Here is a 24,378-nt window from a genome sequence, read left to right on the forward strand (position 1 = left end):
AGAAGCTTGAGGACACCCATGGCAACCGACGCGGACTTCATCGACTACGTGCACGCCCAGGCCGGGCTGGGCGCGGCGCTGGCATCGAAGAAGATGTTCGGCGAGTACGCGCTGTACCTGGACGACAAGGTGGTCGCGCTGGTGTGCGACAACCAGGTCTTCCTCAAGCCGACCGCGCCCGGCCGCGGCCTGCTGCACGAGGTGATCGAACAGCCGCCGTACCCGGGCGCCAAGCCGCACTACCTGCTGGCCGATGCGCTGGAGGACACCGACGCGCTGCAGCGCCTGCTGCGCGCCACTGCCGACGCCCTGCCCCTGCCCAAGCCGAAGGCCAAACAGGCGTCCGCGAAGAAAGCCGCGGCCAAGAACGCGCCCGCCAGGAAGCCGCCGCGCAGCTGACCGCCCCGCCTCCCGGCACTGGCTACCATCGCCGCCATCCTTCGCTGGCGAGGCATCCCGCATGAATGGCCCCAGTCCCGACGATCCGCATCCGATGCGGGGTTTTCCGCAGGTGTGCTTCATCCGCAACACCGTGCGCAATCCGCTGATCGAGGTCGGCGAGTACACCTACTACGACGACCCGGAAGACTCCGAAGGCTTCGAGCGCAACGTGCTCTACCACTTCCCCTTCATCGGCGACCGCCTGGTGATCGGCAGGTTCTGCGCGATCGCGCGCGGCGCGAAGTTCATCATGAACGGCGCCAACCACAAGCTGTCCGGCATCTCGACCTATCCGTTCCAGATCTTCGGCCACGGCTGGGACGCGGTGATGCCGCGGCCGGGCGAGTTGCCGTACAAGGGCGACACCGTGATCGGCCATGACGTGTGGATCGGCTACGAGGCGCTGGTCATGCCGGGCGTGCGCATCGGCAACGGCGCGATCGTCTCGGCGCGCGCGGTAGTCACCGCCGACGTGCCGGCCTACACCATCGTCGGCGGCAACCCCGCGCGGCCGATCAAGGCGCGCTTCGCGCCTGAGCAGGTCGCCCGGCTGGAGGCCATCGCCTGGTGGGACTGGCCGGTCGCGCACATCACCGCGCACCTGGACAGGATCGTCGCCGGCGATATCGACGCGCTGGAACGCGTCGCGCCCGCGCACGACTGACCACGCGCGGCGCCGCACAGGACACGACGCGCGCCGCGTCCGCCGAGGACGGCACCGAACGCAAACGGGCCGCCTGCTTTGCGGCAGGCGGCCCGTCGGGTCAAGCGTCGAGGCGGCTTACTTGCCCAGCTTGGCCAGCGCGTCGTTGAAGGTCTTGCTCGGGCGCATGGCGGCGGCGCACTTGGCCAGGTCCGGGTGGTAGTAGCCGCCGATGTCCTGCGGACGGCCCTGGGCGCCGTTGAGCTCGGCCACGATGGTGGCTTCCTCCTCGGCCAGCGCCTTGGCCAGCGGGGCGAACTTGGCCTTCAACTCGGCATGTTCGTCCTGCGCGGCCAGGGCCTGGGCCCAGTACATCGCCAGGTAGAAGTGGCTGCCGCGGTTGTCGATCTCGCCGACCTTGCGCGCCGGCGACTTGTTGCTGTCCAGGAACTGGCCGTTGGCCACGTCCAGCGCCTTGGCCAGGGTCAGCGCCGCGGCGTTGTCGTAGGTCTGGCCCAGGTGCTCCAGCGAGGCGGCCAGCGCCAGGAATTCGCCCAGCGAATCCCAGCGCAGGTAGCCCTCCTCCACGAACTGCTGCACGTGCTTGGGCGCGCTGCCGCCGGCGCCGGTCTCGAACAGGCCGCCGCCGGCCATCAGCGGCACGATGGAGAGCATCTTGGCGCTGGTGCCGAGCTCCATGATCGGGAACAGGTCGGTGAGGTAGTCGCGCAGCACGTTGCCGGTGACGGAAATGGTGTCCTCGCCCTTGCGGATGCGTTCCAGCGACAGCGCGGTGGCCTCCACCGGCGAGAGGATGCGGATGTCCAGGCCAGTGGTGTCGTGGTCCTTGAGGTACTGCTCGACCTTGGCGATCAGCTGCGCGTCGTGCGCGCGCTGCGGATCCAGCCAGAACACCGCCGGCGTGCCGCTCAGGCGCGCGCGGGTGACGGCCAGCTTGACCCAGTCCTGGATCGGCGCGTCCTTGGTCTGGCACATGCGCCACACATCGCCGGCTTCCACCGCGTGTTCGAACACCGTCGCGCCGGCATCGTCGGTCACCACCACCTTGCCGTCGCCGGGGATGACGAAGGTCTTGTCGTGGCTGCCGTATTCCTCGGCCTTCTGCGCCATCAGGCCGACGTTGGGCACGCTGCCCATGGTGGCCGGGTCGAACGCGCCATGCGCCTTGCAGTCCTCGATCACGGCCTGATAGACGCCGGCATAGCTGCGGTCGGGGATGACCGCCTTGGTGTCCTGCAGCTCGCCCTTGGCGTTCCACATCTTGCCGCTGTCGCGGATCATCGCCGGCATCGAGGCGTCGATGATGACGTCGCTGGGCACGTGCAGGTTGGTGATGCCTTTGTCGGAGTTGACCATCGCCAGCGCCGGGCGCTTGGCGTACTCGGCCTCCACGTCGGCCTTGATCGCCTCGGCCTGGTCGGCGGGCAGTTTGCCGATCACCGCGTACAGGTCGCCGATGCCGTTGTTGGGGTCGAAGCCCACCGACTTGAGCGCCTCGCCGTGCTTGGCCAGCACGTCCTTGTAGAACTCGCCCACCACGATGCCGAACAGCACCGGGTCGGAGACCTTCATCATCGTGGCCTTCAGGTGCACCGAGAACAGCACGCCCTGGGCCTTGGCGTCCTCGATCTGCGCATCGATGAAGCTGGCCAGCGCCTTGCGGCTGAGCACCGAGGCATCGACCACCTCGCCTTGCTTCACCGCCACCTTGTCCTTGAGCACCGTGCTGCCGCCATCGGCGCCGACGAAGGTGATCTTGAGCGCGCCGGCCGCGCCCAGCGTGGCCGAACGCTCGCTGCCGTAGAAGTCGCCGGACTCCATGTGCGCCACATGGGTCTTCGAATCGGACGACCACTTGCCCATGCGGTGCGGATGCTTGCGGGCGTAGTTCTTCACCGACAGCGGCGCGCGGCGGTCGGAGTTGCCCTCGCGCAGCACCGGGTTGACCGCGCTGCCCTTGACCCGGTCGTAGCGCGCCTTGGCGTCCTTCTCCGCGTCGGTCTTCGGCTCGTCCGGGTAGGCCGGCAGCGGATAGCCCTGGTCCTGCAGCTCCTTGATCGCGGCCTTGAGCTGCGGCACCGAGGCGGAGATGTTGGGCAGCTTGATGATGTTGGCTTCGGGCGTGGTGGCCAGTTCGCCCAGTTCGGTCAGGTCGTCGGAGACCTTCTGCGCATCGCTCAGCAGGTCGGGGAACTGCGCCAGGATGCGCCCGGCCAGCGAGATGTCGCGGGTCTCGACCACGATGCCGGCGGTGTCGGTGTAGGCGTCGACGATGGGCAGGAACGACTGCGTGGCCAGGAACGGGGCCTCGTCGGTCAGCGTGTACAGGATCTTGGGCGTGCTGGACATTGCGGGCGTTGTCTCTCTTGCAGTGACAGGGCAGCAGGCGCGCCGGGCGGCCTGCACGGGTGACGCCGCCGGTGGCGAGGCGGCCCGGGCATGAGGCGGGGGCAGCGGCTGGCGGCGACCGAGCGCGCCATTGTCGCCCCCCGGGCAGGGCAGGGCAAAGCGCCGCACCCGACACGCGGGCACCGCAGTGTTCCGGCAGCCGGGACGAGCGCGTTGGTTGGGTGGGTGGGAGCGGCCCTGGCGGCGGCTGGGCTTTCCCGACAGAGCCCCATCGCCGCCATGGCGGCTCCCACGCAGGCGCAGCCTTCTACAATAGGCCGATGAACATGCCCAATCCTGCCGTCCGCCTGAAGAACGCCTGGCGTTCCAGCCATCCGTGGATCTTCCAGAAGCTGGTGGACAAGCCGCCGCAGAAGCCCAAGCCGGGCACCATCGTCGATGTGTTCGGCGTGGACGGCGACTGGGTGGGGCGTGGCTTCTACAACGGTCATTCGCGCATCGCCGTGCGCATCCTGGAGACCGACCCGGACGTGCAGGTCGATGCGGCCTGGTTCCACGACAAGATCGCCCAGGCCGTGTCCCTGCGCCGCGAGGTGCTCAGGCTGGACGAGACCACCGACGCCTGGCGCGTGGTCCACAGTGAAGGCGATGGCCTGTCCGGCCTGGTGGTGGACCGCTATGGCGACCTGATCGTGGTGGAGTTCTTTGCCGCCGGCATGTTCCGCCACCGCGAGTGGATCTTCGACGCGCTGCGCGCGCAGTTCCCGGGCTGCCGCTTCCACAGCTTCGCCGACGAGCACGTGCAGAAGCAGGAGAGCTTCGATTTCCACAGCACCTCGGGCACCGAGAGCGAGGTCATCACCGAGTACGGCGTGAAGTTCCGCGCCGACCCGGCCGGCGCGCACAAGACCGGCTTCTTCGCCGACCAGCGCGAGAACCGCCAGTGGCTGAGCCAGCACGTGGCAGGCAAGACCGTGCTCGACCTGTGCTGCAACACTGGCGGCTTCGCTGTGTACGCCGCCGCGCGCGGGGCCAGCGAGGTGCTGGGCGTGGACATCGACCAGGACGTGATCGCCATCGCCAAGGGCAATGCGCGCCTGAACAACGTCAAGCCCAAGTTCGTGCAGGCCGACATCTTTCCGTACCTGCGCGATGCGGCCGCGCGCGGCGATGCCTACGATGTGGTGATCCTGGACCCGGCCAAGATGACGCGCGACCGCGAGCAGGTCATCGCCGCGCTGAAGAAGTACCTGGACATGAACAAGCTCGCGCTGGGCGTGGTCAAGCCCGGCGGGCTGTTCGCCACGTTCTCGTGCACCGGGCTGGTGAGCGAGGAGCAGTTCCTGGACATGCTGCGGCGCGCGGCCTACTTTTCCGGCCGCACCATCCAGATCCTCAAGGTCGCCGGCGCCGGCCCGGACCATCCCTTCATGGCCCACGTGCAGGAATCGCGCTACCTCAAGGCGGTGTTCTGCCGGGTGTTCTAGCGGTGCGGGCCCAAGCGCCTCAGGCCTTGGGCCACTGCCGGAAGACCACGCACACCGTGCTCGGATCGAGCATCGCGAGTTCGAGCGCGCTGCGCGCTGTCGCAAGACGATCGAGGGCTTGTTACCCGCTATCCGCTCAAGGTCGGGAGCGCGACGCGCGCATCCTCACGCCGCAGCACGACGGACGACAGCACGTTCCTGATTGACGCCGGGTAGGACCCCGAACAGAATCCGGATGTTGCTCCTGACAGGGCGTGTGCGAGTCGTCAGGAACCGGAACGACACAGGGAGGCGGCGTGGATATCGACGAGTTCTGGAAGCTGATGGGGCGTGTCGATCTGGCGGCACTGGAAGCTGGAGACGAGGACGAAGCGCTGAGTTCAGTCGGCTCGGCCCTGGCCGCAATGGACGTCACGCGCATAGCGGGCTTCCAGGAGCAGCTTGCTCAGGTTCTCTTTGCAATCGATGGCGAAAGCTACGTAAGAAATGCCGGAGACTCCGGCACGTCCGACGACGGTTTTCTCTATGTCAGGTGCTATGTGGTCGCACGCGGCGAGCGCTACTACGTCCGTGTGAAAGCCAAACCCGAGAACATGCCGAAATCCATCGACCAATGGTGCGAGTCGCTTCTCTACGTCGCTTCGAACGCCTGGGCTGCAAGGACAGGTGGCGATCCGGAAGACTGGGAATTCGAGGCAAGCGTCAGCTATGAGTCGGGAAGCAATGAATCGTTGTGGGGAGCGACCGATGCCTGACGAGCGATCCAGGCCGAACTCCCCTCGCGGGTCGGATTGATTCAAGCGTGAGGCGGCAATAAGGACAATGCCCGCGAGTTGGAGCGCAGGCCTGCCGCGGCGCGCGGCAACGATGCGTCGCCCGCGCTTGAGTTTCTGCTGAGCGAGGGCGCCAACGTCTGGGCCGAGGTCCGCGGGGCCTTCTGACCCAGGCCAACGGCCTGGGCCGTCAGGGCTTCGGCCACTGCCGGAAGACCACGCACACCGTGCTCGGATCGAGCATCGCGAATTCGAGCGCGCCCCACGGCCGCTGCCGCACCGTGGGCAGGTTGGGATGCAGTCGCTGCGGCGCGCGCGCGGCCAGTTCGGCATGCACCGCGGCGATGTCATCGACCTCGATGGCCAGTTCGGGCCGGTCCCTGGCCGCCCATTCGGCGTTCTCCACCAGATAGGCCTTGGCCCTGTCGCGTGCCACCACCGCCATGTCCGCGTCCTGGTACAGCACCGTAAAGCCCAGCGCATCGGCGAAGAAGGCCAGGCCGTCCTCCAGCCGCGCGTAGAAGATCTTCGGGATCAGGTTGTGGAACGTCATCGCGCTGCGCCCGCTGGCGGCCGGGCGCTCACTGCGTCAGCCGCGTCGGCTCCTGGGCCGGTGCCGGGTGTTGCGGCGCGGCCAGCGCCTGCGCGGCGTTGGCGCGTTCGATCCGCTGGAGCGACTCGCCCAGCGGCGTCTGCACGGCCTGGCTGGCATCGATCCACGCGCGGTGCTGGGCGGGATCCTGCAGGTGTCCCTGGACCAGGAACACCTTGGCCTGCGCGCCGTCGCCGCCGAGCATCACGTGGTCGGCGCGGCTGATGCCCTGCTCCTTGGCCAGCGCCAGCAGGCTGTGGCTCATGCGGTCGGCGTCATCGCCGCGGGCCAGGCCCTGCGCGGCCACGCCGGCCTGGATCTGCTTGAACAGCGCGTGGTCGGGATGGTCTGGCCGCGCGGGCCCTTCGCGCGTGGCCTCGACCATCGGCCCGGGCACGCCCTGGAAGACGATGGGCACGTGGGTGAAGGTGGTGGCGGTGTGGTCGAAGCGGTGCGTGGTGGGCGGCTGCGTGCTGGAATCCCGATACGGCATGGGCGAGGTGTTGCTGCCCAGGTTGAGTCCGTTCTGCTCCATCAGCTTCTCGGACAGATGCAGCTGTTTCAGGTTCATCTGCAGCGGCGCCTTGCCATCGCCATAGGCGCGCTCGGACTGCACGATCACACCCGTGCCCCAGGCCCCGTAGTAGTTGGCGTAGTCGGAGTTGCCGTGGTGCCCCAGCCGCGCCTGGGCGGGCGGGTGATCGAAGTAGTTGCGGCCCATGCCCTCGATGTTGGACGCCGTCGGCTGCATGTGCAGATCCTTGTCCAGGGTGAGGTTGGGCTTGGCGGCGTAGTGGTAGTTGGGCGGCGTGCCGGTGCGGTCGATGAAATCCCCCGCGCGGAAGGGGTTGGCCTTATAGACGTCTTCCAGCGTCGCCTTGGGCTTGTCGTGCTGGACCCGGCTGACCAGCGCGTTCCAGCCGGCGACCTCCGCGCCGGCCTCGTCGCGGCGATTGGCCGCGATCAGGGCACCGAGCGCGGCCGTGTAGTCGTGCACCGGCCCCTTGCTCTGCGCCACGTGTTTGGCGGCGTCGATGAAGGCCTGGGTGGCCTGTCCGGTCGCGGCGTGGTTGAAGCCATGCTGCAGCTCGTGCCCCAGCACGAAGGTGGGTTCGCCGGCGTCGAAGGGCACGCCCTTGGGCGGGCTGGTCAGCATCGACAGGGGCAGGCGCATCTCCTTGGCCGCGCCGTTGTACTCGCCGCCGGCATGGGTGCCCGCCGGCAGCGGCACGATGTGCTTGAGGTGGCCCTTCTGGACGGCGTCGTTGATCTGGTTCACCAACGCCGGCGAATGGTTGATCACGCTGGCGAGGTTGGCGGCCTGGTCGGCGGTGACGCCCGGCCGCTTGGCGAACGCATCCACCAGGGCCTGTGCTTCCTTGGTCAGTGGCATGTCGGCACTCCCTGGCCGTTAGGGGATGGTCACCGTGCGCACGCAGCGGTGTTCGGCGGCGCCGTCCGACTCGCCCTGCGGATAGACGCTCACCCGCAGGCCCGGCCGGTCGAACCACTCCTTGACCAGGCGCCCGTGCTCGGCGTTGTACGGCGTGCGGGTGAAACCCAGCGCCTCGAGCCGGCTGGCGAAGGCGTCGTAGTCCATCTGGCAGATCGGCGTCATCGGCGCATCGGCCGCCGATGGCGTGAAGTTGAACGCGAACTTGGCGGCGTCCGGTGACGTGGCGTCCAGCTCGATGGTGTACGACCACGGGGCATCGATCGCGGCGCCGACGCCGTACTGCGCGCTGCCATCGCGCGCGCGCTCCAGGTCAACGCCCATGGCCTGGCCGACGCGCGCCGGCGTCAGGTCCGAAAGCGCATGACTGCCCTCGATCAGCGCGAGCACGCGTTGCAGGACCTGGGCCGCATCCTGCGTCGATGCGGCGGGGGCGGATGGTGTGGCGGTGGTCACGGCGGGCTCCTCCTTGGAAGGCGCGGACATCGAGGCCTGCGAACAGGCGGGCAGTGTCGCGCAGGCCGCCAGCAGGGGGATGATCGAATGGGCAAGGCGCATGTGGTGGGCAGTCCTCACGCAGCAGGGAATCGCTGCTGGCCCCAGGTGGCGTCCAGCCAGGCGAGAGGCCGAGTGAAGCACCTCGCCCCCCGCGACGCAACCCGGCGGATCAGGTCCCGTCGCGCCGCGGCGGGAGGCGTGGCGGTTTGATCGTTATGATCGCGGCCTTCCTTCCGTTTCCCGAGCGTCCCATGAACGCGTGCCTGCGCTGCATGATCCTGGCCTTGTCGCTCATCGCCGGGCACGCCGGCGCGGTCGAGTTCACCCAGGCCGAACTGGCTCGCGCCAGCGCGCTGCAGCAGCGCCTGCTGACGCTGGATTCACACCTGGATACGCCGGCCAATTTCCCGCGGCCGGACTTCGACATCCTCGCTGCGCATCCGGGCAACGCGCTCTCGCAGGTGGACCTGCCGCGCATGCAGGCGGGCGCGCTGGACGGCGGCTTCTGGGCCATCTACACCGACCAGGGCGATCACAGCGCCGGGGCGCACTTGCACGACCGCGACGCCGGCCTCGCGCGCCTGTCGCAGATCCGCGAGATGCTCGCCGCGCACCCGCGCCAGTTCGCCGAGGCGACCACGCCGGCCGATGCGGCGCGCATCAAGGGCGAAGGCCGCCGCGTGGTCTACATCAGCATGGAGAACGCCAGCCCGCTGGTGGCCGACCCCACGCTGCTGTCGTTCTACTACGCCCAGGGCCTGCGCCTGATGAGCACGGTGCATTTCATCAACAACGAGTTCGCCGATTCGGCCACCGACCCCAAGGGGCCGGAATGGCATGGTCTGAGCCCGGCGGGCCGGCAGCTGGTGCAGGCCGCGCAGAAGCTCGGCATCGTCATCGACCAGTCGCATGCCTCGGACGAGGTGTTCGACCAGCTGATCGCGCTCTCGCCGGTGCCGATCCTGCTGTCGCACAGCGGCGCGCGCGCCGTGCACGACCATCCGCGCAACATCGACGACGCGCGCCTGAAGGTGCTGGCCGCGCACGGCGGCGTGATCCAGATGAACTCCTACCAGGGCTATCTCATCGACACCGCCGCCTCGCCCGCGCGCAAGGCCGCCGAACAGGCGCTGCAGGAGCGGTACGGCGGCGAGGCCGGCATGAAGACCGCCGACGGTGTGCGCCTGGCGGCCGACCTGAAGGCGCTGGATGCCAAGTACCCGGTCAGGCACGCCACGCTGGACGACTTCTTCGCCCACCTGGACCACGTCCTCAAGCTGATCGGCCCGGAACACGTGGGCATCGGCATGGACTGGGACGGGGGCGGCGGGTTGCCCGGCATGGAGGATGTGTCCGACCTGCCCAAGATCACCGCCTGGCTGCTGCGCAAGGGCTATAGCGAACAGCAGATCGCCGATATCTGGAGCGGCAACGTCCTGCGCGTGATGCAGCAGGCGCAGGATTGGGCGGCCAGGCAGCCCAAGCCCTAGCGCGCTGGCCCCCCGACACGACCGCACAGGACAAGGACGCATTGCCGATGTCGCCGACGCTGATCCCGCCCATGGCCGCGCATGTCGCGCTGGCCGCCCTGCTCTACGTCGCCCTGACCGTGGCCCGCGCACCGGCGGTGTGGGGCGTCGGCCGCCGCCCCGATGGCGGCGACCCCTTCGCGCAGCTGGAGCCGCGCATCAGCGCCAACCTCTCCAACCAGTTCGAGTGGCCGCTGTTCTTCCACGTGGCCTGCGTGCTGCTGCTGATGCAGGGCGCGACCGGACCGCTGATGGTCGGCCTGGCGTGGCTGTTCGTCGCCGGGCGCGTGCTGCACAGCCTCGTGCAGATCTTCATCCCCAACCTGCGCCTGCGCGGGCTGGTGTTCACGGTGAACTTCCTGGCGGTGCTGGCGCTGTGGGCCGCGCTGGTCGCCCGTTCGCTGCAATTCGTCTGACGCCTCGCCCGCCCCGGGACCATGGATCGCACGCTTCGATGGCAATGGTTGCTCCGGCCCCTGTTCTGGGCGCTGACGGTGGCGGCCGCGTCGATCGTCGGCCTGTTCCTGTGGGCCGCCGCGCCGCTGGTCCTCACCCTCGCAAGGGGCGAGGCACGGCGCGCTGTGGTTCTTCGGCGCGGGCGCTCCCGTGCTGGCCGCGGCCGGCGCGTACCTACTGGTGGCGGCATGCATTGTCGTGCGTCGTCGGACAAGGAAGGCACATGACGCCAGGGCGGATCGCTAGCCAGCCGCTCCCACAGAAACCCGATCAAGGAACCCGAACCATGCTCCGCCTCCTGCTGCTCGTACTGCTTGCCGCGCCTTTCAGCGCCGGCGCGATCGTCATCCGCGATGACGTCGACGACGCGAAGTATCGCGTGCCGGCGTCGGAGTTCGCGGCGCTGGTCGATCTGCCCGGCGAAGGGCACGGCGTCCTGATCGCGCCGCAGTGGGTCGTCACCGCGGGGCACGCCGTCATGTGGCAGACCCGGATCAAGCAGGTGACGCTCAATGGAATCCCCCGCGACGTCGAGCGCCTCGTGGTCCATCCCGGCTACAGGAAGCCGTCGCAGCAGCTGCTCGACCAGGCGCTGGCGACCTGGGACTGGACCTTGTTCAGGGTGCTGCTCTCGTCCTCGGACGACATCGCCCTGCTCAAGCTGGCCCAGCCCGTCACCGACGTCACGCCGGTGGCGATCAACGAAGACGCCGATGAGTTCGGCCAGGTCGTCAAGGTGCTGGGAGCCGGCGCCACGGGAAACGGCGTCACCGGTTATGAATTCAGCGATTCGCATCGCACCACGCTCCGCCGCGCGTTCAACAAGATCACCAGCGCCGACGGTCGCTGGCTTTGCTACACCTTCGACCCGCCGGCGCAGGGGCTGCCGCTCGAAGGCGGCACGGGAAGTGGCGACAGCGGCGGGCCCGTCCTGCTCCAGGCCGGCAACGATTGGCGCCTGGCCGGACTGACGTCATGGTCGGACCCGCAGAGCACCAACAGGACGCCTGGGCGGTATGGCCAAATCACGTGCAATGTGCGCCTGCGCCATTACCAGGACTGGATCAACGGCGTCATCGCCGGAGCGGTTCAGGCCGGCCCGCACCCAGGCGCGTCCTGACCCGCACGCCGCTTGCCAGGGTCGACGGGCGCGCTTTGACGCACGATGGCGGTCCTTGCCCTGCGATGCCTGCGCCTTGCCACAGGAGCGCATATGCGGACGCGGCGGACATATTCGCGCCGCCGCGTGATGGCTGGCGCCGACGAGACGAGAAAAATCGCGCTTACCGGGCGGCGTGATCTTGACGGCGCCAACTCCCCAGCCGAACAATCGGCGCGCTGCTCCGGATGGAGTCAACGCGGTGTCCGCCTCATGAAAGCCCGTCAAGTCTTCATCGCAGGCCTGCTGGCTTGCGCCGCCTTTTCAAGCGCAGCAAGCGGCCCCGATCTCACCCAGGACGACGCGGCCCTCATCCGCCACATCAAGGCCACCAACGAGGTGTTCGCCAAAGTGCTCGGGCCCTGCACCGCAGACACGCTGTCGCGGGGTAAGGCGGGCAAGTTCACCTACAGCGGCACCTGCCAGATCAATCCGCTGCCCGACAACAGCGATTGCGGCAGCTACAAGGTCACGGCGACTGGTACCGTGGACACCAAGACCTGGGCCACCGTCAGGGATCTCCGCCTTGCGTTGCAGTGCTCAGCGTGAGTCTGATCAAGCGTCTCTTTTCCAAGCCAGACACACTTGCCGCCTCTTCGAAACTCGACGCAGACTTGCGCTCTATCCTCAGCGTGGAGCCTGAGATTACGCTGCTGACGGAGCCCCAGGAGCTTCTCGTTCGGCATCAACGCCGGGATCCTTCCCATGAAGTACAAACTCATTGACGCCATGGCTCACAACTGGAGCCACTCGTTCATGAGCGGCACCAACTACGTGTTCAATGACTTTGTCTTCAATGACATGTATCAGCTCGCCCGCGATCGGCCAGGGGAGAAGGTCACGATCACCTGGATCCCGACTCCATCGGATGAATTGCCTGGGCTCACCACGCGGATTCAAGAGTCGCTGAAGCACTACCGCGAAGCATTGCCCAAGCATCTTCTGCGGCATCAAATTGAGGTGGGCGCTATCTCCCAGATGCGTACCGAAGTATATCTTGCCGAAAATCTTCAGGTGCACATCAGGTCATACGTGCTGGACGATCGCGGAAAGGAACATGTGCAGCTGGTGTGGCCCTAGCAGCAAACAGCCGATAACCTTCGGGGCGGGGGCGAACGCTACAAGGGGCATATGGTCGTCATCAGGCAACACGGAAGAAGCGGCGACCTTTTCGACATGGCAAGCTTCCTCAGCTATCGCCGGCCGAAGTTGAGGGTTTCAGTGGAGGCGGCCAGGGCGTGCTCTGTGTAGTGCAACGTCGAAAAACGCATCTGAGCCGAGGCCGCTCCGCGGTCAGGCCGCAACCTAGGTACAGGCTGACTACAGACATGGCCGCAATCTTTGAATTCACCTGCTCCTGTTGTGGAAAGCGGCATGAGGGGTCACCGAGTTTTGGATACAAGGCGCCGATGTACTACGACGTACTCTCGGGGCAAGACAAACAATCGCTCGCCACACTCACCGATGACCTGTGCGAGATAGCGAGCCATGAAGGAACCGACTACTTCGCCCGCGTTGCCCTGGAGTTGCCGATCCAAGGCGTGGAAGAGCCCTTTCTCTGGGGTGTATGCGTTTCGCTCAGCAGAGAGAGTTTTGAGCGATACACATCCACGTGGGGAGAGCACGACGAGTCTGACAGCTACTTCGGCTGGTTCAGCAATCGCCTTCCCTACTATCCGGACACGATCAACCTCAAGACGAACGTTCGACCTCGGAATGGTGGATTAAGGCCTTACCTAGAGTTGGCGCCAAGTGCCCATCCGCTCGCTATCCACTACTCTGAAGGCCTTTCCATCCAGGAGGCGCAAAGGATCGCAGAGAAGGTGATGCATGGAGGCAACTAGGAACTCTTGGGACCGAATCCGTTCTTGATAGCGCCTAGCAGGTCATTCGATCCGAGTTGCCTCGCGGCGAAGAGTGGATTCAGTATCGATTTCAGGAGAGTTGCGCCGTGAACTGGAAGCTCGTAGTGAGCCATGCATGCGCACTACTTCTTGCTGGAGCAGTCGCCGGAATTCTGGAGATCCAGCCTGAGTCGCGGGCGCTTCGCCATGTGGTGGCGTCGTATCTAGTGAACGCTGCCGCACTTTTTCTGGTGTTGGCCGGCATCTATGCGAACCTGGCATATCGCACTTCTTCAGGACCTTGGTTTCACGCCATCGCTGCGGCGATGCTAAGCGAGCTGGCCGTCCGAGGATTGCTTCTGCTCTTTTCCGTTGATTCGCTTGGTTCTCCATTGTCCTTGGTGGTCTTCGACTATGTGATGTCTCTGTCGGCCCTTCTGTTGGGGACGTTCGCCGGCTTGCGTCTGCGTCAAACGTGCAGGGTCGCGGTGGAGCAGCCTCACTGCGTGAGTCGCCTTGACTGTCTCGAGCAGTTGGTGTCGTTGCGCGGGTGATCGAGCGCGCATTCGGAAGGGTCACCCCCGCGGGAAGCCTGCTTCTGAGGCCTATCTGCTCGCGGCCTTTGTCGGCCGGCGCCTTGCCGCCGAGGGCGCTCACGAACGGGGGCAGCGTGCGGCGGCCGGCTCTGCGGCGCGCTACGAATCCGTCGTTTCGTTCTGCGCCGGGGCCTGACATGTCGCCAAGCCGACGCGCTATGGTCGGCTGCCGGGCCAATCCGTTCCCGGACCCCGGGAGCATCGTGTGACCAAAACCATCACCATCAGCCTGCCCGTCGCCGATCTGGAGGCATCCAAGGCGTTCTACACGGCCGTCGGCTTCACGCCCAGTGCGAAGTTCGCCGATCCCACGGCGGCGCTGATGGAGTGGAGCGAGACCATCAGCGTGATGCTGCTGACCCATGCGCGCTGGGCGACGTTCACCACGCGGCCGATTCCGCCGAGCACCTCGAGCGAGGTGGCGTTGAACATCTCCTGCGCCTCGCGCGAGGCGGTCGACGCGATGGCCGAGGCGGCCGGCCGTCATGGCGGCACGACCGACATCAATCCGGTCGAGGACCACGGCACCATGTACGGCCGCGATTTCTGCGACCCGGATGGCCATGTCTGGGGCGCGATGTGGATGGACGCGGGCGACGCGCAGGACGAAGACGCGCCTGCGGCAGATTGATCGCCGGCGCGTCGTCGGCCGATCCCATGGCGCGATGGCTCCATCGCGCCGAAGACGCGCGGTTGGCGCAGCCGCGCCGCGACGTGCTCAGCCGCGCGGCGCGTCCCGTGTCAGCGGGTAGCCGGAGAACGGCTTGACCTCGTCCATCAGGAAGTGGGAGACGATCTTCTCCACGCCGTAGTCGCCGCCCAGCAGGCCGCGCGCGATGTCCTTCCAGTGGTGCACGTCGTGCACGATCACGCGCAGCAGGTAGTCGTAGGAGCCGGAGACGCGGCTGGCCTCGACCACCTCGGGCATGTCCAGGATCCGGCGGTCGAACTCGGTGAACTCGTCCAGGGCGTGCTGCTTGAAGGTGACCTGCGCCAGCACGATGGTCGCCGAGCGGATCCGGTCCACCGCCACGTGGGCGCGGTAGCCGCGGATCAGGCCGCGCTGCTCCAGCGCCCGCACCCGCGCCAGGCAGGCGCTGGGCGACAGCGCCACCCGGTCGGCCAGGGCCTGGTTGGTGATCCGTGCATCCTGCTGCAGCACATCCAGGATCTTCAGGTCGGTACGATCGGGCGGTTTGACTGACATGACGGGGCTCTTGGCGCGTTGGGGTGCTCGGCCGCGCTGCACGATGTGCGCAATTGGCGGGCCGGGACTGCAGATCCTGCGTTATTGCCGATGTTAACCCGCCGTTCCTGCGGCGTGCGCGGAATAAATTCCTTTCCAGATCAATTGATTGAGGGCGCGAAGCGCCCCGTGGTTTCTGCTGGACGCGGTCCGGAATTTCACCTACTACTGATCCCGAGCAGGAATGCGCTGCCGCGCGATGGGGAGGTCGCGCGGGCCACCAGGGGACACCGGAGGTTTCCGCCAACCCGCCAACCGTCCAAAGGGGACCGTCCGCCATGAAGTCGTTGCCGACCACCGCTCTCTCCCGCGCCGTGCGCGCCGCCTGTCTGCTCGGCATCGCCACGGCCGGCGCCGCGCCGGCCTTCGCCCAGGACAGCGCCGGCGCGCCCGCGACGCAGGCCAAGGATCTCAGCACCGTCGTGGTCACTGCCGGCAAGCGCAACGAATCGGTGCGCGAGATCGCCGGCTCGGTCAGCGCCATCACCGCGACTGAACTGGACGCGCTGGGCGCGCAGAGCCTGTCCGACTACATCCAGCGCACGCCGGGCGTGGTGTTCAACAGCTACCAGCCGGGCGTGTCGCAGGTGGTGATGCGCGGCATCGCCACCAGCGCGGGCAACGTGCAGGGCCAGACCACCACCGGCTTCTTCCTCAACGAGGTGCCGCTGACCGAGCCGGGCTGGACCATCGTGGTGCCGGACATCGACACCTTCGACCTCAACCGCGTCGAGGTGCTGCGCGGTCCGCAGGGCACGCTGTTCGGGTCGGCTTCGATGGGTGGCGCGATCAACTACATCGCCAACCTGGCCGATGCCAGCGGCTTCGACGCGGCGGCCGAGGCCACCGTCAGCCAGACCAGGAACGCCGATGTCGGCTTCGGCGCCAAGGCGATGGTCAACGTGCCGGTCAAGCAGGACCTGCTGGCGTTCCGCGCCGTGGCCCAGTACCGCGACGATCCGGGCTACCTGGACAACATCGGCACCGGCAAGCAGGGCGCCAACACCACCAAGCTGGCCGGCGGCCGCTTCTCTGCGGTGCTGACCCCGGCCGCGGGAACCACGCTGTCGTGGCTGAGCCTGCTGCAGAACACCGACTCGGACGACAACGCCTACCAGATCAAGGGCCTGGCCGACCTGACCCGCAAGACCGCCGTGCCCGAGTACACCGACACCAAGGTCGCCGTGCACAGCCTGCGCCTGGACCAGGACCTGGACGGCATGACGCTGACCGCGCTGCTGGCCTACCAGAAGAAGAAGCAGGACTGGCGCTTCGACTACACGCCCATCCGCGGCGCCTACAACGCCGATCTGGACCTGGACCTGACCAGCCCGCTGTCGATCTATTCCGGCGGCGAAAGCACCGGCAAGAGCCTCGAGGTCCGCCTGGCCTCGGACACGGGCAGCCGCTTCGAGTGGCTGGTCGGCGGCATGTACTTCGACACCAGCAAGGATCTGTACGAGACCATCGGCGCCGACGGCGCGGCCGCGGCCTTCGACAACTCCTCGCTGTACGGGCCGGGCGCGGGCGCGGTGATCGCGCCGGACGGCCGCATCTTCAATGCGTTCTACACGCATCTGTCCGGCTCGGAGGCGGCGCTGTTCGGCGAAGGATCGTTCTCCTTTACTCCGGAGTGGAAGCTCACGCTCGGCGGTCGCCTGTTCCGCACCAAGGTCGACTCCACCGCCACCCAGGTCGGCTTCTCCACCTATCCGGGCAATCCCATCGTCACGCCGTCGCAGACCAAGGAGAACGGCTTCAATCCCAAGGTCTCGCTGTCCTACACGCCCAACGACAGGGTGATGTTCTACGGCCTGGTCTCCGAAGGGTTCCGCTTCGGCACGCCCAACACCAGCGGGCTGAGCGCCTACCCGATGCCGTCCGGCTCCAAGTCCGACAGCCTGGTCAACTACGAGCTGGGCACGCGCACCAGCTGGGCCGATGGCCGCTTCCTGCTCGACGCCACCGCGTTCTACGTGGACTGGAAGGACATCCAGCTGCGCCTGCAGACGCCGGACTTCTACAACTACGCGGCCAACGGCGGCAAGGCGTACAGCCGCGGCATCGAGCTGTCCACCCGCTGGCGTCCGACCGACCAGTTCGAATGGGCCGGCAGCGTGACCTGGCAGCATGCGCGCCTGGACCAGGACCTGTTCATCCTCTACGCCGGCACCGCGCCGGCCGGCTCGCAACTGCCGGGCTCGGCCGACTGGTCGATCAACAACACGCTGCGCTACCGCTTCGATGCGGCCTACGACCCCACCCTGTCGCTTTCGCACCAGTACCTGTCCAAGGGCATCAGCGACCTCAACTCGGCCGTGCCGGGCGCGACGCCGAACGTGCAGGGCAACTACAACCTGTTCGACCTGCGCTACAGCATGACCTTCGGCGGCACCGAGGTCAGCCTGTGGGGCACCAACCTGACCGACAAGCGCGGCGTCACCCGCGAGGTCGCCGAGGTCAACGGCATCGGCCAGGGCATCGTGCGTCCGCGCACCGTCGGCATGACGGTGCACTGGAAGTACTGAGCCGCCAGCAGGCCGATGCGGCGCCGTGCTGCGGCGCATCGGCCCGGATCGCATCGATGCGCCGCCTGAGCCTCCGCGCCATGTCCGTCTCCTTCGCCGTCGATGCGCGCGCCGGGACACGCATGCTCCATGACACCCAGGATCCCCAACATGGCTGACGCTTTCCCACCGCTGGACCGCTGGCGCCAAGCGCTGCACCGCAAGTCGATCGACGTGGTGGTGGCCGATACCGAACGCGCCGGCCTGCAGCGCAAGCTCGGCGCCGGCAGTCTGCTGATCCTCGGCATCGCCAACATCCTCGGCGCCGGCATCTATGTGATGACCGGCGAGGCCGCGGCCAGCTTCGCCGGGCCGGCGGTGCTGCTGTCCTTCGTGCTCGCCGCGCTGGCCTGCGGCTTCACCGGGCTGTGCTATGCCGAGCTGGCGTCGGTGATCCCGGTGTCCGGCTCGGCCTACAGCTATTGCTACGTGACCCTGGGCGAGGGCTGCGCCTGGGCGCTGGGCTGGATGGTGATCCTGGAATACGTGCTGTCGGCCTCGGCGGTGGCGGCGGGCTTCGCCGGATATCTCACCAGCCTGCTCGGCGACATCGGCGTGCACGTGCCGGCGTGGCTGGCCACCTCCACCATCACCGCGCTGCAGCAGGGCGGCCATACCGTGCTGGCCAACAGCGGCGGCATCAACCTGGTGGCCGCGCTGGCGGTGCTGGCGGCGGCCTGCGTGCTGATCGCCGGCGTCAGTCAGTCGGCGCTGGTCAATGCGGTGCTGGTGGTCATCAAGGTGGGCGTGCTGGTGTCCTTCATCGCGGTCGGGGCGCGCTACGTGGACAGCGCGCACTGGCAGCCGTTCCTGCCGGCCAACGAAGGCGGCTTCGCCTACGGCTGGCCGGGCGTGCTGCGCGCGGCGGCGATGCTGTTCTTCGCCTACCTGGGCTTCGAGACCGTATCGATGGCGGCCTCGGAGACGCGCAATCCGCGCCGCGATGTGCCTTTCGGCATCCTCGGCTCGCTGGTGGTGTGCACGCTGCTGTACGTCGCCGCCGGCGCGGTGCTGACCGGGATCGTGCCGTTCCGCGAGCTGGGCGTGCCCGATCCGGTCGCGCTGGCGGTGGATCGCATGGGCTGGCCGTGGTTCGCGGTGCTGATCAAGATCGGCGCGCTCACCGGCCTGGGCTCGGTGCTGCTGGCCAACGGCTATGGCGTCTCGCGCGTGGCGGTGAACATCGGCCGCGACGGCCTGCTGCCGGGGCTGTTCGCGCGCGTGCACCGCACCCGCCGCACGCCGTGGCTGGGCAATCTCACCTTCGGCGTGATCGCCGCGGTGCTGGCGGCGCTGCTGCCGATCGGCGTGCTCGGCGACCTGATCTGCCTCGGCATCGCCTCGGCCTTCATCGTGGTGTGCATCGCGGTGATGTGGCTGCGTTCGGTGCGGCCGGAGCTGCGCGGCGGCTTCCGCGTGCCGCTGGGCGGGGTGTGGATCGGCAAGGCCTGGATCGGCACCGTGCCGGTGCTGGGCATCGTGCTGTGCCTGACGATGATGGCGCCGGTGCTGGGCGACATGGTCCAGCAGGTGCGTCGCGGCGATCCCCTGGCGGCGCTGATCCTGGCCGGCTATGTCCTGGCCGGCGCGTTCATCTACTTCTTCTATGGCCAGCGCCACGCGCGGCGCCTGGCGCATGCCGCCGTGCGCGCATCGGAATCCTGATGTCCTTCCCGCAAGTTCCCCTGTCCCAGGCGCTGTCGCTGGGACGTCTCGACGCGCACGACCAGGCGGCGCTGCTGGCGCGCGGCGAACTCTCGCCGGCCGAGCTGACCGCCGCGGCCATCGTCCGTGCGCAGCACTTCGAGCCGACGCTCGCCGCGCTGAGCCACACCGACTTCGCGCGCGCGCTGGCGCAGGCTGCCGCGCTCTCGCGTCCCGACGCCGACGCGCCGATGCGCGGCGTGCCGTGGCTGCCGAAGGACTCGCTGCGCGTGATCGGCATGCCCACCCGCGGCGGTTCGCGCAGCCGCAGTAGCGTGCCGGCCCGCGACCAGCACGCCTTTGCGCAGCGCTGCGCCGAGGCGGGGCTGGTCGCGCTGGGCAAGAGCGCGATGCCGGAATTCGGCCTGATGGGCGTGACCGAACCGCTGCTCGGTCCGGTCACGCGCAATCCCTGGTCGCTGGCGCATTCGCCCGGCGGCTCCAGTGGCGGCGCCGGCGCGGCGCTGGCCGCGGGCGTGGTGCCGCTGGCGCAGGGCAGCGATGGCGCCGGGTCGATCCGCATCCCTGCTTCGGCCTGTGGCGTGGTCGGCCTCAAGCCCGGCCGTGGCACCACCGTGCGCGTGCGTTCGCGCCATCCGATCGAGGACCTGATCGTCGCCGACAGTCTGATGTCGCGCAGCGTGCGCGACACCGCCTGGGCCTTCGCCGCGCTGCATCCGGATCGCCCGGCGCCGGTCACCGCGCCGCTGGCGCGTCCGCTGCGCATCGGGCTGGCGGCCGAGACGCTGCAGGGCGTGGCGCCCGAGGCGCAGGTCGCCGCGGCGCTGGCGCAGGCGGTGGCGCTGTGCGAGGCGCTGGGGCATCGCGTCGAGGTCGCCTCGCTGCCGCTGCGCGGCGCGCAGGTGTTCGAGGCGGCGATGACGCTGTGGTCGCACCTGGGCGCCGATGCGCTGGAACTGGCTGAAGTCGCCTTCGGCGCGGCCGAGGCGCGCACGGCGCTGGAGCCGTTTACCGTCGGCCTGTCCGACTGGAACCGCGCCCACTGCGGCGTGGCCGAGCTGGAGCGGGCCTACGCGGTGCTGGCCGCGCTGCCCGGCGCCTTCAATGCCTTCCACGCGCGCTACGACGTGCTGCTGACCCCGACCCTGCGCGCGCCGCCGCCACGCCTGGGCACCTTCGCGCCCGATGGCGACTTCGCTGCGGTGTTCGCCGGCATGTTCGACTGGATGGGCTACACGCCGCTGCAGAACCTGGCCGGCACCCCGGCCATCAGCCTGCCGCTGGCCCACGGCGAGGATGGCCTGCCGATCGGCGTGCAGTTCGCCGCCGATCGCGGCCAGGAACCGCTGCTGCTGGCCTTGGCCCTGCAGCTCGAATCGGCCGCGCCCTGGCGCGACCGCTGGCCGCCGGTGTCGGTGGCCGCCTCTGAATCCGGCAAGGACACACACTGATGGGACATGCCCGCGACAGCCGTTTCGCCGCGCGCGACAGCAACGACCTGCTGCGCCTGCTCGCCACCCAGCCGCTGGCCTGGCTGGTGTCGGCCGGCGGCGAGGACGCCTGCTTCAGCCCGCTGCCGCTGCGCGCGCAGCTGGACGAGGCGGGCGAATTGGTCGGCCTGATGGGCCACCTGGCCAGGCGCAATCCGCACGTCGCGCGCCTGGCGCGCGATCCGCAGGCCACCGCGCTGGTGCTGGGCCCGCAGGCCTACGTCTCGCCGAGCTGGCTGGACGATCGCACCCAGGCGCCGACCTGGAACTACGCCGCAGCGGTGTTCCAGCTGGAGGTGACCTTAAGCGAAGCGCCGCAGGACATCGCGGCAGAACTCGACGCCTTGGTCACGCAGATGGAAGCCGGGCGCGCGCGTGCCTGGGCGCTGGAGGAGATGGGCGAGCGCTATGCACGGCTGGCGCTCGGGGTGACCGCGCTGCGCGGCCGCATCGTGGCCCGGCATTCGACCTTCAAGCTGGGCCAGGACGAGGCCCGCCACGACTTCGCCCAGATCCTGGCCGGACTGAGCGCCGGCGGCGAGGACACGCTGGTGGCGTGGATGCGCGACTTCGCCGAGCGCGAACACGGAGGCGCCGCATGAGTGCCTCGCTGGATGCGCTGGATCCGCAGCTGCGCCGCTTCGTCGAGGACGTGTGCGAGGAGGGCGCGCGCCTGCGCGCAGGCCGCGCGCTGGACTGGCCGCAGCGACGCGAGATCGCCGCGCGGGTGCGCGCGCCCTGGTGCGCGGGTGGCCCGGCGATGCGGCACGTCGAAGACCACGGGCTGGAAGCCGAAGGCCAGGCCTTCCGCGTGCGCGTGCTGCGCCCGGACACGGCACCGAAGGTCGCGCCGGCCCTGTTCTACATCCACGGCGGCGGCTGGTGCATGTTCAGCATCGACACGCACGATCGGCTGCTGCGCAGCTATGCGCACGAGGCGGGCGTGGTGGTGGTGGCGATCGATTACGCGCTCTCGCCCGAGCATCGCTATCCGCTGGCGCTGCGGCAGTGCGTGGTCGCGTTGGCCTGGCTGCGTGAGCAGGCCGGCACGCTCGGGATCGACGCCGGGCAGCTGGCGCTGGGCGGCGATTCGGCCGGCGGCAATCTGGCCGTCGCCACCGCGCTGCGGCTGCGCCAGGCGCAGGCCTTGTCCGGCGTGCGGGCCCTGCTGCTCAATTACGGGGCCTTCGACACGCGGATCTCCGCCGCCGCGGCGCGCCTGGGCACCCCGGAGGACCTGCTGACCGTGGCCGAGATGGAAGAATTCTGGACCAGCTACCTCGGCCCCGACGCGATGACCAACGACGACCCCCTGGCGCAGCCGCTGCGCGCAGACCTGCACGGCCTGCCGCCGGCGCTGCTGCTCTACGGCGACCGTGACGTGCTGGGCGAACAGAGCGTCCTCATGGCCCAGCGCCTGCGCGAGGCCGGCGGCCAGGTCGAGCTGCGCCGCTACCTGGGCGCGCCGCACAGCTTCGTCGAGGCCATGGCCGTGTCCGAGCAGGCGCGCGCGGCGGTGGCCACGGGCGCGGCCTGGCTGCGCCGCCATCTGGTGTCTTCCTCGCAGGAGAGCGTTGCATGAAGCGGATCGTGTTGAGCCGCCTGTTGGCCGCGTGCTGCGGCATGGGCGCGGTGTCCGCGGGGGCGCAGACGCCCACGGCCCCGCATCTGCCGACGCCGGCCGACTTCGTCGCGCTGGCGCAGGTGGGCGATCCGCAGATCAGCCCGGACGGCGCGCGCATCGCCTACGGCGTGGCCACGCCGCAGGGCGATGGCAAGCCCGCGCACCGCCAGCTGCAGCTGATCGCCGCGACCGGCAAGGCCGTGCCCCGTCCGCTGGACGGCGCGGGCGAGGCCGATGACAGCGCGCCGCAGTGGTCGGCCGACGGTTGCCAGCTCCTGTTCCTGTCCGATCGCGCCTTGCCCGGCGCCGAGGGGGCGCCCAAGCCCGCGGCGACGCAGGTCTGGCGCGTGGATGCCGAAGGCCGCCAGGCCAGGGCGCTGACCCGCGCGGCCAGCGACGTCGCCAGCTTCGCGCTGTCGGCCGATGGCACACAGCTGGCCTACCTGGCGGTCGATCCGCCCTCGCCGGCCATGCAGGCGCGCATCGCCGCCAAGGACGATGCGGTCGAGGTCGATCGTCCGCGCCTGTTCAAGCGCCTGTGGGTGCAGGACCTGGCCGGCGGTGAGGCGCGCGTGCTGAGCCCGCCCGGCCTGCAGGTGCAGGACGTGGCCTGGGCGCCGGACGGCCGCACGCTGGCGCTGCGCGTGTCCGACGACACCACGCTGAGCGGTTACTGGTACCAGTCGCGCGTGGTGCTGCTGTCGCTGGCCGATGGCACGCTGAGCCCGCCGCTGGAGCCGATGGCCTCCGCGTTCCCGCTGCAGTTCTCGCCCGACGGGACCCGGCTGCTGTACGGCCGCATCGCGCCTTACGGCATGGTGGCCACCGTGTACGCGCATGAGCTGGCCAGCGGCAGGCGCGTGGCGCTGGCCGAGGACTGGCCCGGCACGCTGTGGCTGGCGCGCTGGCAGGACAGCCGCACGCTGATCGCGCAGGGGCTGCACGGCGTGCGCGGCGAATTCCTGCGCGTCGATGCCGCCACCGGCGCGTGGCGCACGCTGGCCACGCCGCAGATCGCCTATCCCAGCTTCAGCACGGCGCGCACGGGCCGCACCGCCTTCATCGGCCTGCGCGACGCCCAGCCGGCCGAGGTGTGGACCCTGGACGGCGGCACATTAGACGCGCGCACCGACACCAATCCGCAGGTCGCCGGCTGGGCGCATGGCCAGGTGCGCGAACTGGCGTGGACGTCCTCGAAGGACGGCCGCCGCATCACCGGCGTGCTGCTCACTCCGCCCGGCTGGAAGGCCGGCACGCCGCTGCCCACGCTGGTGCAGGTGCATGGCGGCCCGGCCGAAGCCTGGTGGTCGGGCTGGATGGGCTCTTGGCACGACTGGGCGCAGCTGTTGTCCACGCGCGGCTATGCCGTGTTCCTGCCCAATCCGCGCGGCTCGGAAGGCCAGGGACACGCCTTCACCGAACTGGCCCGCCACGACTGGGGCGGCGCCGACTTCCAGGATCTGCTCGACGGCGTGGACATGCTCGAACGCGAGGGCGTGATCGACCCGCAGCGCTTGGGCATCGGCGGCTGGAGCTACGGCGGCTACATGTCGGCCTGGGCGGTGACCCAGTCCAGGCGCTTCAAGACCGCGATCGTCGGCGCGGGGGTGATCGACATCGGCGCGGCGGCGCTGACCACCGACGTGCCGACCTACGCGCCGGGCTACTTCGGCGACCCGGTGAGCAACCGCGCCGAGTACGACGCGCATTCGCCGATCCGCTACGTGGACCGGGTGAGCGCGCCGGTGCTGATCCTGCATGGCGAGGCCGACGCGCGCGTGCCGCTGAGCCAGGGACAGATGTTCTATCGCGCGCTGAAGTTCCATGGCACACCGGTGGAGATGGTGACCTATCCGCGCGGGCCGCACTGGTTCACCGAGCAGGCCGCCGGCCGCGATGTCCAGCAGCGCGTGCTGGACTGGCTGGACACGCACCTGCGCTGAGG

Annotated in this window: 23 protein-coding genes; 18 read left to right on the forward strand and 5 right to left on the reverse strand. The window is 68.8% G+C overall.

Going from position 1 to position 24,378, the window contains the following annotated elements; translation table 11 throughout:
- Window positions 1-18: 18 nt before the first annotated feature.
- Window positions 19-399 carry a TfoX/Sxy family protein gene (locus LAJ50_RS19910; RefSeq protein ID WP_138652401.1) on the forward strand — a complete coding sequence of 127 codons (381 nt, stop codon included), beginning with the start codon at window positions 19-21 and terminating at the stop codon, window positions 397-399.
- A gap of 61 nt (window positions 400-460) precedes the next feature.
- On the forward strand, window positions 461-1,105 hold the full coding sequence (locus LAJ50_RS19915; RefSeq protein WP_138652403.1) for a CatB-related O-acetyltransferase: 645 nt from the start codon (window positions 461-463) through the stop codon (window positions 1,103-1,105).
- Window positions 1,106-1,222: 117 nt separating this feature from the next.
- Here the strand turns inward: LAJ50_RS19915 and LAJ50_RS19920 are convergent, their stop codons facing one another.
- Complete coding sequence (locus LAJ50_RS19920) at window positions 1,223-3,454, reverse strand: NADP-dependent isocitrate dehydrogenase (protein ID WP_138652405.1); 2,232 nt, start codon at window positions 3,452-3,454, stop codon at window positions 1,223-1,225.
- 320 nt (window positions 3,455-3,774) lie between these two features.
- Between LAJ50_RS19920 and LAJ50_RS19925 the strand changes: the two genes are divergently transcribed.
- Together LAJ50_RS19925 and LAJ50_RS19930 are read left to right on the forward strand one after the other, a co-directional pair.
- Complete coding sequence (locus LAJ50_RS19925) at window positions 3,775-4,941, forward strand: class I SAM-dependent rRNA methyltransferase (protein WP_130551463.1); 1,167 nt, start codon at window positions 3,775-3,777, stop codon at window positions 4,939-4,941.
- Between the two features lie 296 nt (window positions 4,942-5,237).
- On the forward strand, window positions 5,238-5,696 hold the full coding sequence (locus tag LAJ50_RS19930; RefSeq protein ID WP_138652407.1) for a DUF4240 domain-containing protein: 459 nt from the start codon (window positions 5,238-5,240) through the stop codon (window positions 5,694-5,696).
- Window positions 5,697-5,904: 208 nt separating this feature from the next.
- On the opposite strand, the gene LAJ50_RS19935 is transcribed toward LAJ50_RS19930, so the two are convergent.
- From LAJ50_RS19935 to LAJ50_RS19945, 3 genes are read right to left on the reverse strand one after another with little or no spacing between them, the layout of a single operon-like run.
- The gene (locus tag LAJ50_RS19935) at window positions 5,905-6,267 is read right to left on the reverse strand and encodes a hypothetical protein (protein WP_138652409.1); all 363 of its coding nucleotides are present in this window, start codon (window positions 6,265-6,267) and stop codon (window positions 5,905-5,907) included.
- A 28-nt stretch (window positions 6,268-6,295) separates the two neighbouring features.
- On the reverse strand, window positions 6,296-7,699 hold the full coding sequence (locus LAJ50_RS19940; protein ID WP_138652411.1) for an XVIPCD domain-containing protein: 1,404 nt from the start codon (window positions 7,697-7,699) through the stop codon (window positions 6,296-6,298).
- An 18-nt stretch (window positions 7,700-7,717) separates the two neighbouring features.
- Window positions 7,718-8,317 carry a hypothetical protein gene (locus LAJ50_RS19945; protein ID WP_138652413.1) on the reverse strand — a complete coding sequence of 200 codons (600 nt, stop codon included), beginning with the start codon at window positions 8,315-8,317 and terminating at the stop codon, window positions 7,718-7,720.
- Window positions 8,318-8,508: 191 nt separating this feature from the next.
- On the opposite strand from LAJ50_RS19945, the gene LAJ50_RS19950 reads away from it, so the two are divergent.
- From LAJ50_RS19950 to LAJ50_RS19985, 8 genes are all read left to right on the forward strand, one after another.
- Complete coding sequence (locus LAJ50_RS19950) at window positions 8,509-9,747, forward strand: dipeptidase (RefSeq protein WP_138652415.1); 1,239 nt, start codon at window positions 8,509-8,511, stop codon at window positions 9,745-9,747.
- Window positions 9,748-9,794: 47 nt separating this feature from the next.
- Window positions 9,795-10,202, forward strand: a complete 408-nt coding sequence (locus tag LAJ50_RS19955; protein ID WP_138652417.1) for an MAPEG family protein — start codon at window positions 9,795-9,797, stop codon at window positions 10,200-10,202.
- 326 nt (window positions 10,203-10,528) lie between these two features.
- Complete coding sequence (locus LAJ50_RS19960; protein WP_138652419.1) at window positions 10,529-11,362, forward strand: trypsin-like serine protease; 834 nt, start codon at window positions 10,529-10,531, stop codon at window positions 11,360-11,362.
- Between the two features lie 252 nt (window positions 11,363-11,614).
- Window positions 11,615-11,950 carry a hypothetical protein gene (locus LAJ50_RS19965; protein WP_138652421.1) on the forward strand — a complete coding sequence of 112 codons (336 nt, stop codon included), beginning with the start codon at window positions 11,615-11,617 and terminating at the stop codon, window positions 11,948-11,950.
- Between the two features lie 156 nt (window positions 11,951-12,106).
- Window positions 12,107-12,481: a hypothetical protein gene (locus tag LAJ50_RS19970; RefSeq protein WP_138652423.1), complete on the forward strand. Its 375-nt coding sequence runs from the start codon at window positions 12,107-12,109 to the stop codon at window positions 12,479-12,481.
- 248 nt (window positions 12,482-12,729) lie between these two features.
- Window positions 12,730-13,245 (forward strand): DUF2199 domain-containing protein, encoded by a 516-nt coding sequence (locus LAJ50_RS19975; RefSeq protein ID WP_138652425.1) that lies wholly within the window; start codon window positions 12,730-12,732, stop codon window positions 13,243-13,245.
- Between the two features lie 107 nt (window positions 13,246-13,352).
- Complete coding sequence (locus LAJ50_RS19980) at window positions 13,353-13,799, forward strand: hypothetical protein (RefSeq protein ID WP_138652427.1); 447 nt, start codon at window positions 13,353-13,355, stop codon at window positions 13,797-13,799.
- Between the two features lie 247 nt (window positions 13,800-14,046).
- The gene (locus LAJ50_RS19985; protein WP_138652429.1) at window positions 14,047-14,472 is read left to right on the forward strand and encodes a VOC family protein; all 426 of its coding nucleotides are present in this window, start codon (window positions 14,047-14,049) and stop codon (window positions 14,470-14,472) included.
- Between the two features lie 87 nt (window positions 14,473-14,559).
- Here the strand turns inward: LAJ50_RS19985 and LAJ50_RS19990 are convergent, their stop codons facing one another.
- On the reverse strand, window positions 14,560-15,048 hold the full coding sequence (locus LAJ50_RS19990) for an Lrp/AsnC family transcriptional regulator (protein WP_130551450.1): 489 nt from the start codon (window positions 15,046-15,048) through the stop codon (window positions 14,560-14,562).
- 317 nt (window positions 15,049-15,365) lie between these two features.
- Between LAJ50_RS19990 and LAJ50_RS19995 the strand changes: the two genes are divergently transcribed.
- From LAJ50_RS19995 to LAJ50_RS20020, 6 genes are all read left to right on the forward strand, one after another.
- Window positions 15,366-17,615, forward strand: a complete 2,250-nt coding sequence (locus LAJ50_RS19995; protein ID WP_130551449.1) for a TonB-dependent receptor — start codon at window positions 15,366-15,368, stop codon at window positions 17,613-17,615.
- A 150-nt stretch (window positions 17,616-17,765) separates the two neighbouring features.
- Window positions 17,766-19,319 carry an amino acid permease gene (locus LAJ50_RS20000; protein WP_130551448.1) on the forward strand — a complete coding sequence of 518 codons (1,554 nt, stop codon included), beginning with the start codon at window positions 17,766-17,768 and terminating at the stop codon, window positions 19,317-19,319.
- Window positions 19,319-20,770 (forward strand): amidase family protein, encoded by a 1,452-nt coding sequence (locus tag LAJ50_RS20005; protein WP_130551447.1) that lies wholly within the window; start codon window positions 19,319-19,321, stop codon window positions 20,768-20,770. Before LAJ50_RS20000 ends, LAJ50_RS20005 begins: the two co-directional genes overlap by 1 nt.
- Entirely contained in the window at window positions 20,770-21,411 is a 642-nt protein-coding gene (locus tag LAJ50_RS20010) for an FMN-binding negative transcriptional regulator (protein ID WP_130551446.1), read from the forward strand. The genes LAJ50_RS20005 and LAJ50_RS20010 overlap by 1 nt, the downstream gene beginning before the upstream one ends.
- Complete coding sequence (locus LAJ50_RS20015) at window positions 21,408-22,391, forward strand: alpha/beta hydrolase (RefSeq protein ID WP_130551445.1); 984 nt, start codon at window positions 21,408-21,410, stop codon at window positions 22,389-22,391. The genes LAJ50_RS20010 and LAJ50_RS20015 overlap by 4 nt, the downstream gene beginning before the upstream one ends.
- Window positions 22,388-24,376 (forward strand): S9 family peptidase, encoded by a 1,989-nt coding sequence (locus tag LAJ50_RS20020; RefSeq protein WP_224096407.1) that lies wholly within the window; start codon window positions 22,388-22,390, stop codon window positions 24,374-24,376. Before LAJ50_RS20015 ends, LAJ50_RS20020 begins: the two co-directional genes overlap by 4 nt.
- Window positions 24,377-24,378: the final 2 nt, after the last annotated feature.

It is taken from the genome of Pseudoxanthomonas sp. X-1 (genome assembly GCF_020042665.1).
Classification (GTDB): Bacteria; Pseudomonadota; Gammaproteobacteria; order Xanthomonadales; family Xanthomonadaceae; genus Pseudoxanthomonas_A; species Pseudoxanthomonas_A spadix_A.

Bases quoted from the DNA above. Each gene is read 5' to 3' on its own strand.
- LAJ50_RS19910 (WP_138652401.1), top strand. From the start codon at position 19: ATGGCAACCGACGCGGACTTCATCGACTACGTGCACGCCCAGGCCGGG.
- LAJ50_RS19915 (WP_138652403.1), top strand. From the start codon at position 461: ATGAATGGCCCCAGTCCCGACGATCCGCATCCGATGCGGGGTTTTCCG.
- LAJ50_RS19920 (WP_138652405.1), bottom strand. From the start codon at position 3,454: ATGTCCAGCACGCCCAAGATCCTGTACACGCTGACCGACGAGGCCCCG.
- LAJ50_RS19925 (WP_130551463.1), top strand. From the start codon at position 3,775: ATGAACATGCCCAATCCTGCCGTCCGCCTGAAGAACGCCTGGCGTTCC.
- LAJ50_RS19935 (WP_138652409.1), bottom strand. From the start codon at position 6,267: ATGACGTTCCACAACCTGATCCCGAAGATCTTCTACGCGCGGCTGGAG.
- LAJ50_RS19940 (WP_138652411.1), bottom strand. From the start codon at position 7,699: ATGCCACTGACCAAGGAAGCACAGGCCCTGGTGGATGCGTTCGCCAAG.
- LAJ50_RS19945 (WP_138652413.1), bottom strand. From the start codon at position 8,317: ATGCGCCTTGCCCATTCGATCATCCCCCTGCTGGCGGCCTGCGCGACA.
- LAJ50_RS19950 (WP_138652415.1), top strand. From the start codon at position 8,509: ATGAACGCGTGCCTGCGCTGCATGATCCTGGCCTTGTCGCTCATCGCC.
- LAJ50_RS19955 (WP_138652417.1), top strand. From the start codon at position 9,795: ATGTCGCCGACGCTGATCCCGCCCATGGCCGCGCATGTCGCGCTGGCC.
- LAJ50_RS19960 (WP_138652419.1), top strand. From the start codon at position 10,529: ATGCTCCGCCTCCTGCTGCTCGTACTGCTTGCCGCGCCTTTCAGCGCC.
- LAJ50_RS19965 (WP_138652421.1), top strand. From the start codon at position 11,615: ATGAAAGCCCGTCAAGTCTTCATCGCAGGCCTGCTGGCTTGCGCCGCC.
- LAJ50_RS19970 (WP_138652423.1), top strand. From the start codon at position 12,107: ATGAAGTACAAACTCATTGACGCCATGGCTCACAACTGGAGCCACTCG.
- LAJ50_RS19975 (WP_138652425.1), top strand. From the start codon at position 12,730: ATGGCCGCAATCTTTGAATTCACCTGCTCCTGTTGTGGAAAGCGGCAT.
- LAJ50_RS19990 (WP_130551450.1), bottom strand. From the start codon at position 15,048: ATGTCAGTCAAACCGCCCGATCGTACCGACCTGAAGATCCTGGATGTG.
- LAJ50_RS19995 (WP_130551449.1), top strand. From the start codon at position 15,366: ATGAAGTCGTTGCCGACCACCGCTCTCTCCCGCGCCGTGCGCGCCGCC.
- LAJ50_RS20000 (WP_130551448.1), top strand. From the start codon at position 17,766: ATGGCTGACGCTTTCCCACCGCTGGACCGCTGGCGCCAAGCGCTGCAC.
- LAJ50_RS20005 (WP_130551447.1), top strand. From the start codon at position 19,319: ATGTCCTTCCCGCAAGTTCCCCTGTCCCAGGCGCTGTCGCTGGGACGT.
- LAJ50_RS20010 (WP_130551446.1), top strand. From the start codon at position 20,770: ATGGGACATGCCCGCGACAGCCGTTTCGCCGCGCGCGACAGCAACGAC.
- LAJ50_RS20015 (WP_130551445.1), top strand. From the start codon at position 21,408: ATGAGTGCCTCGCTGGATGCGCTGGATCCGCAGCTGCGCCGCTTCGTC.
- LAJ50_RS20020 (WP_224096407.1), top strand. From the start codon at position 22,388: ATGAAGCGGATCGTGTTGAGCCGCCTGTTGGCCGCGTGCTGCGGCATG.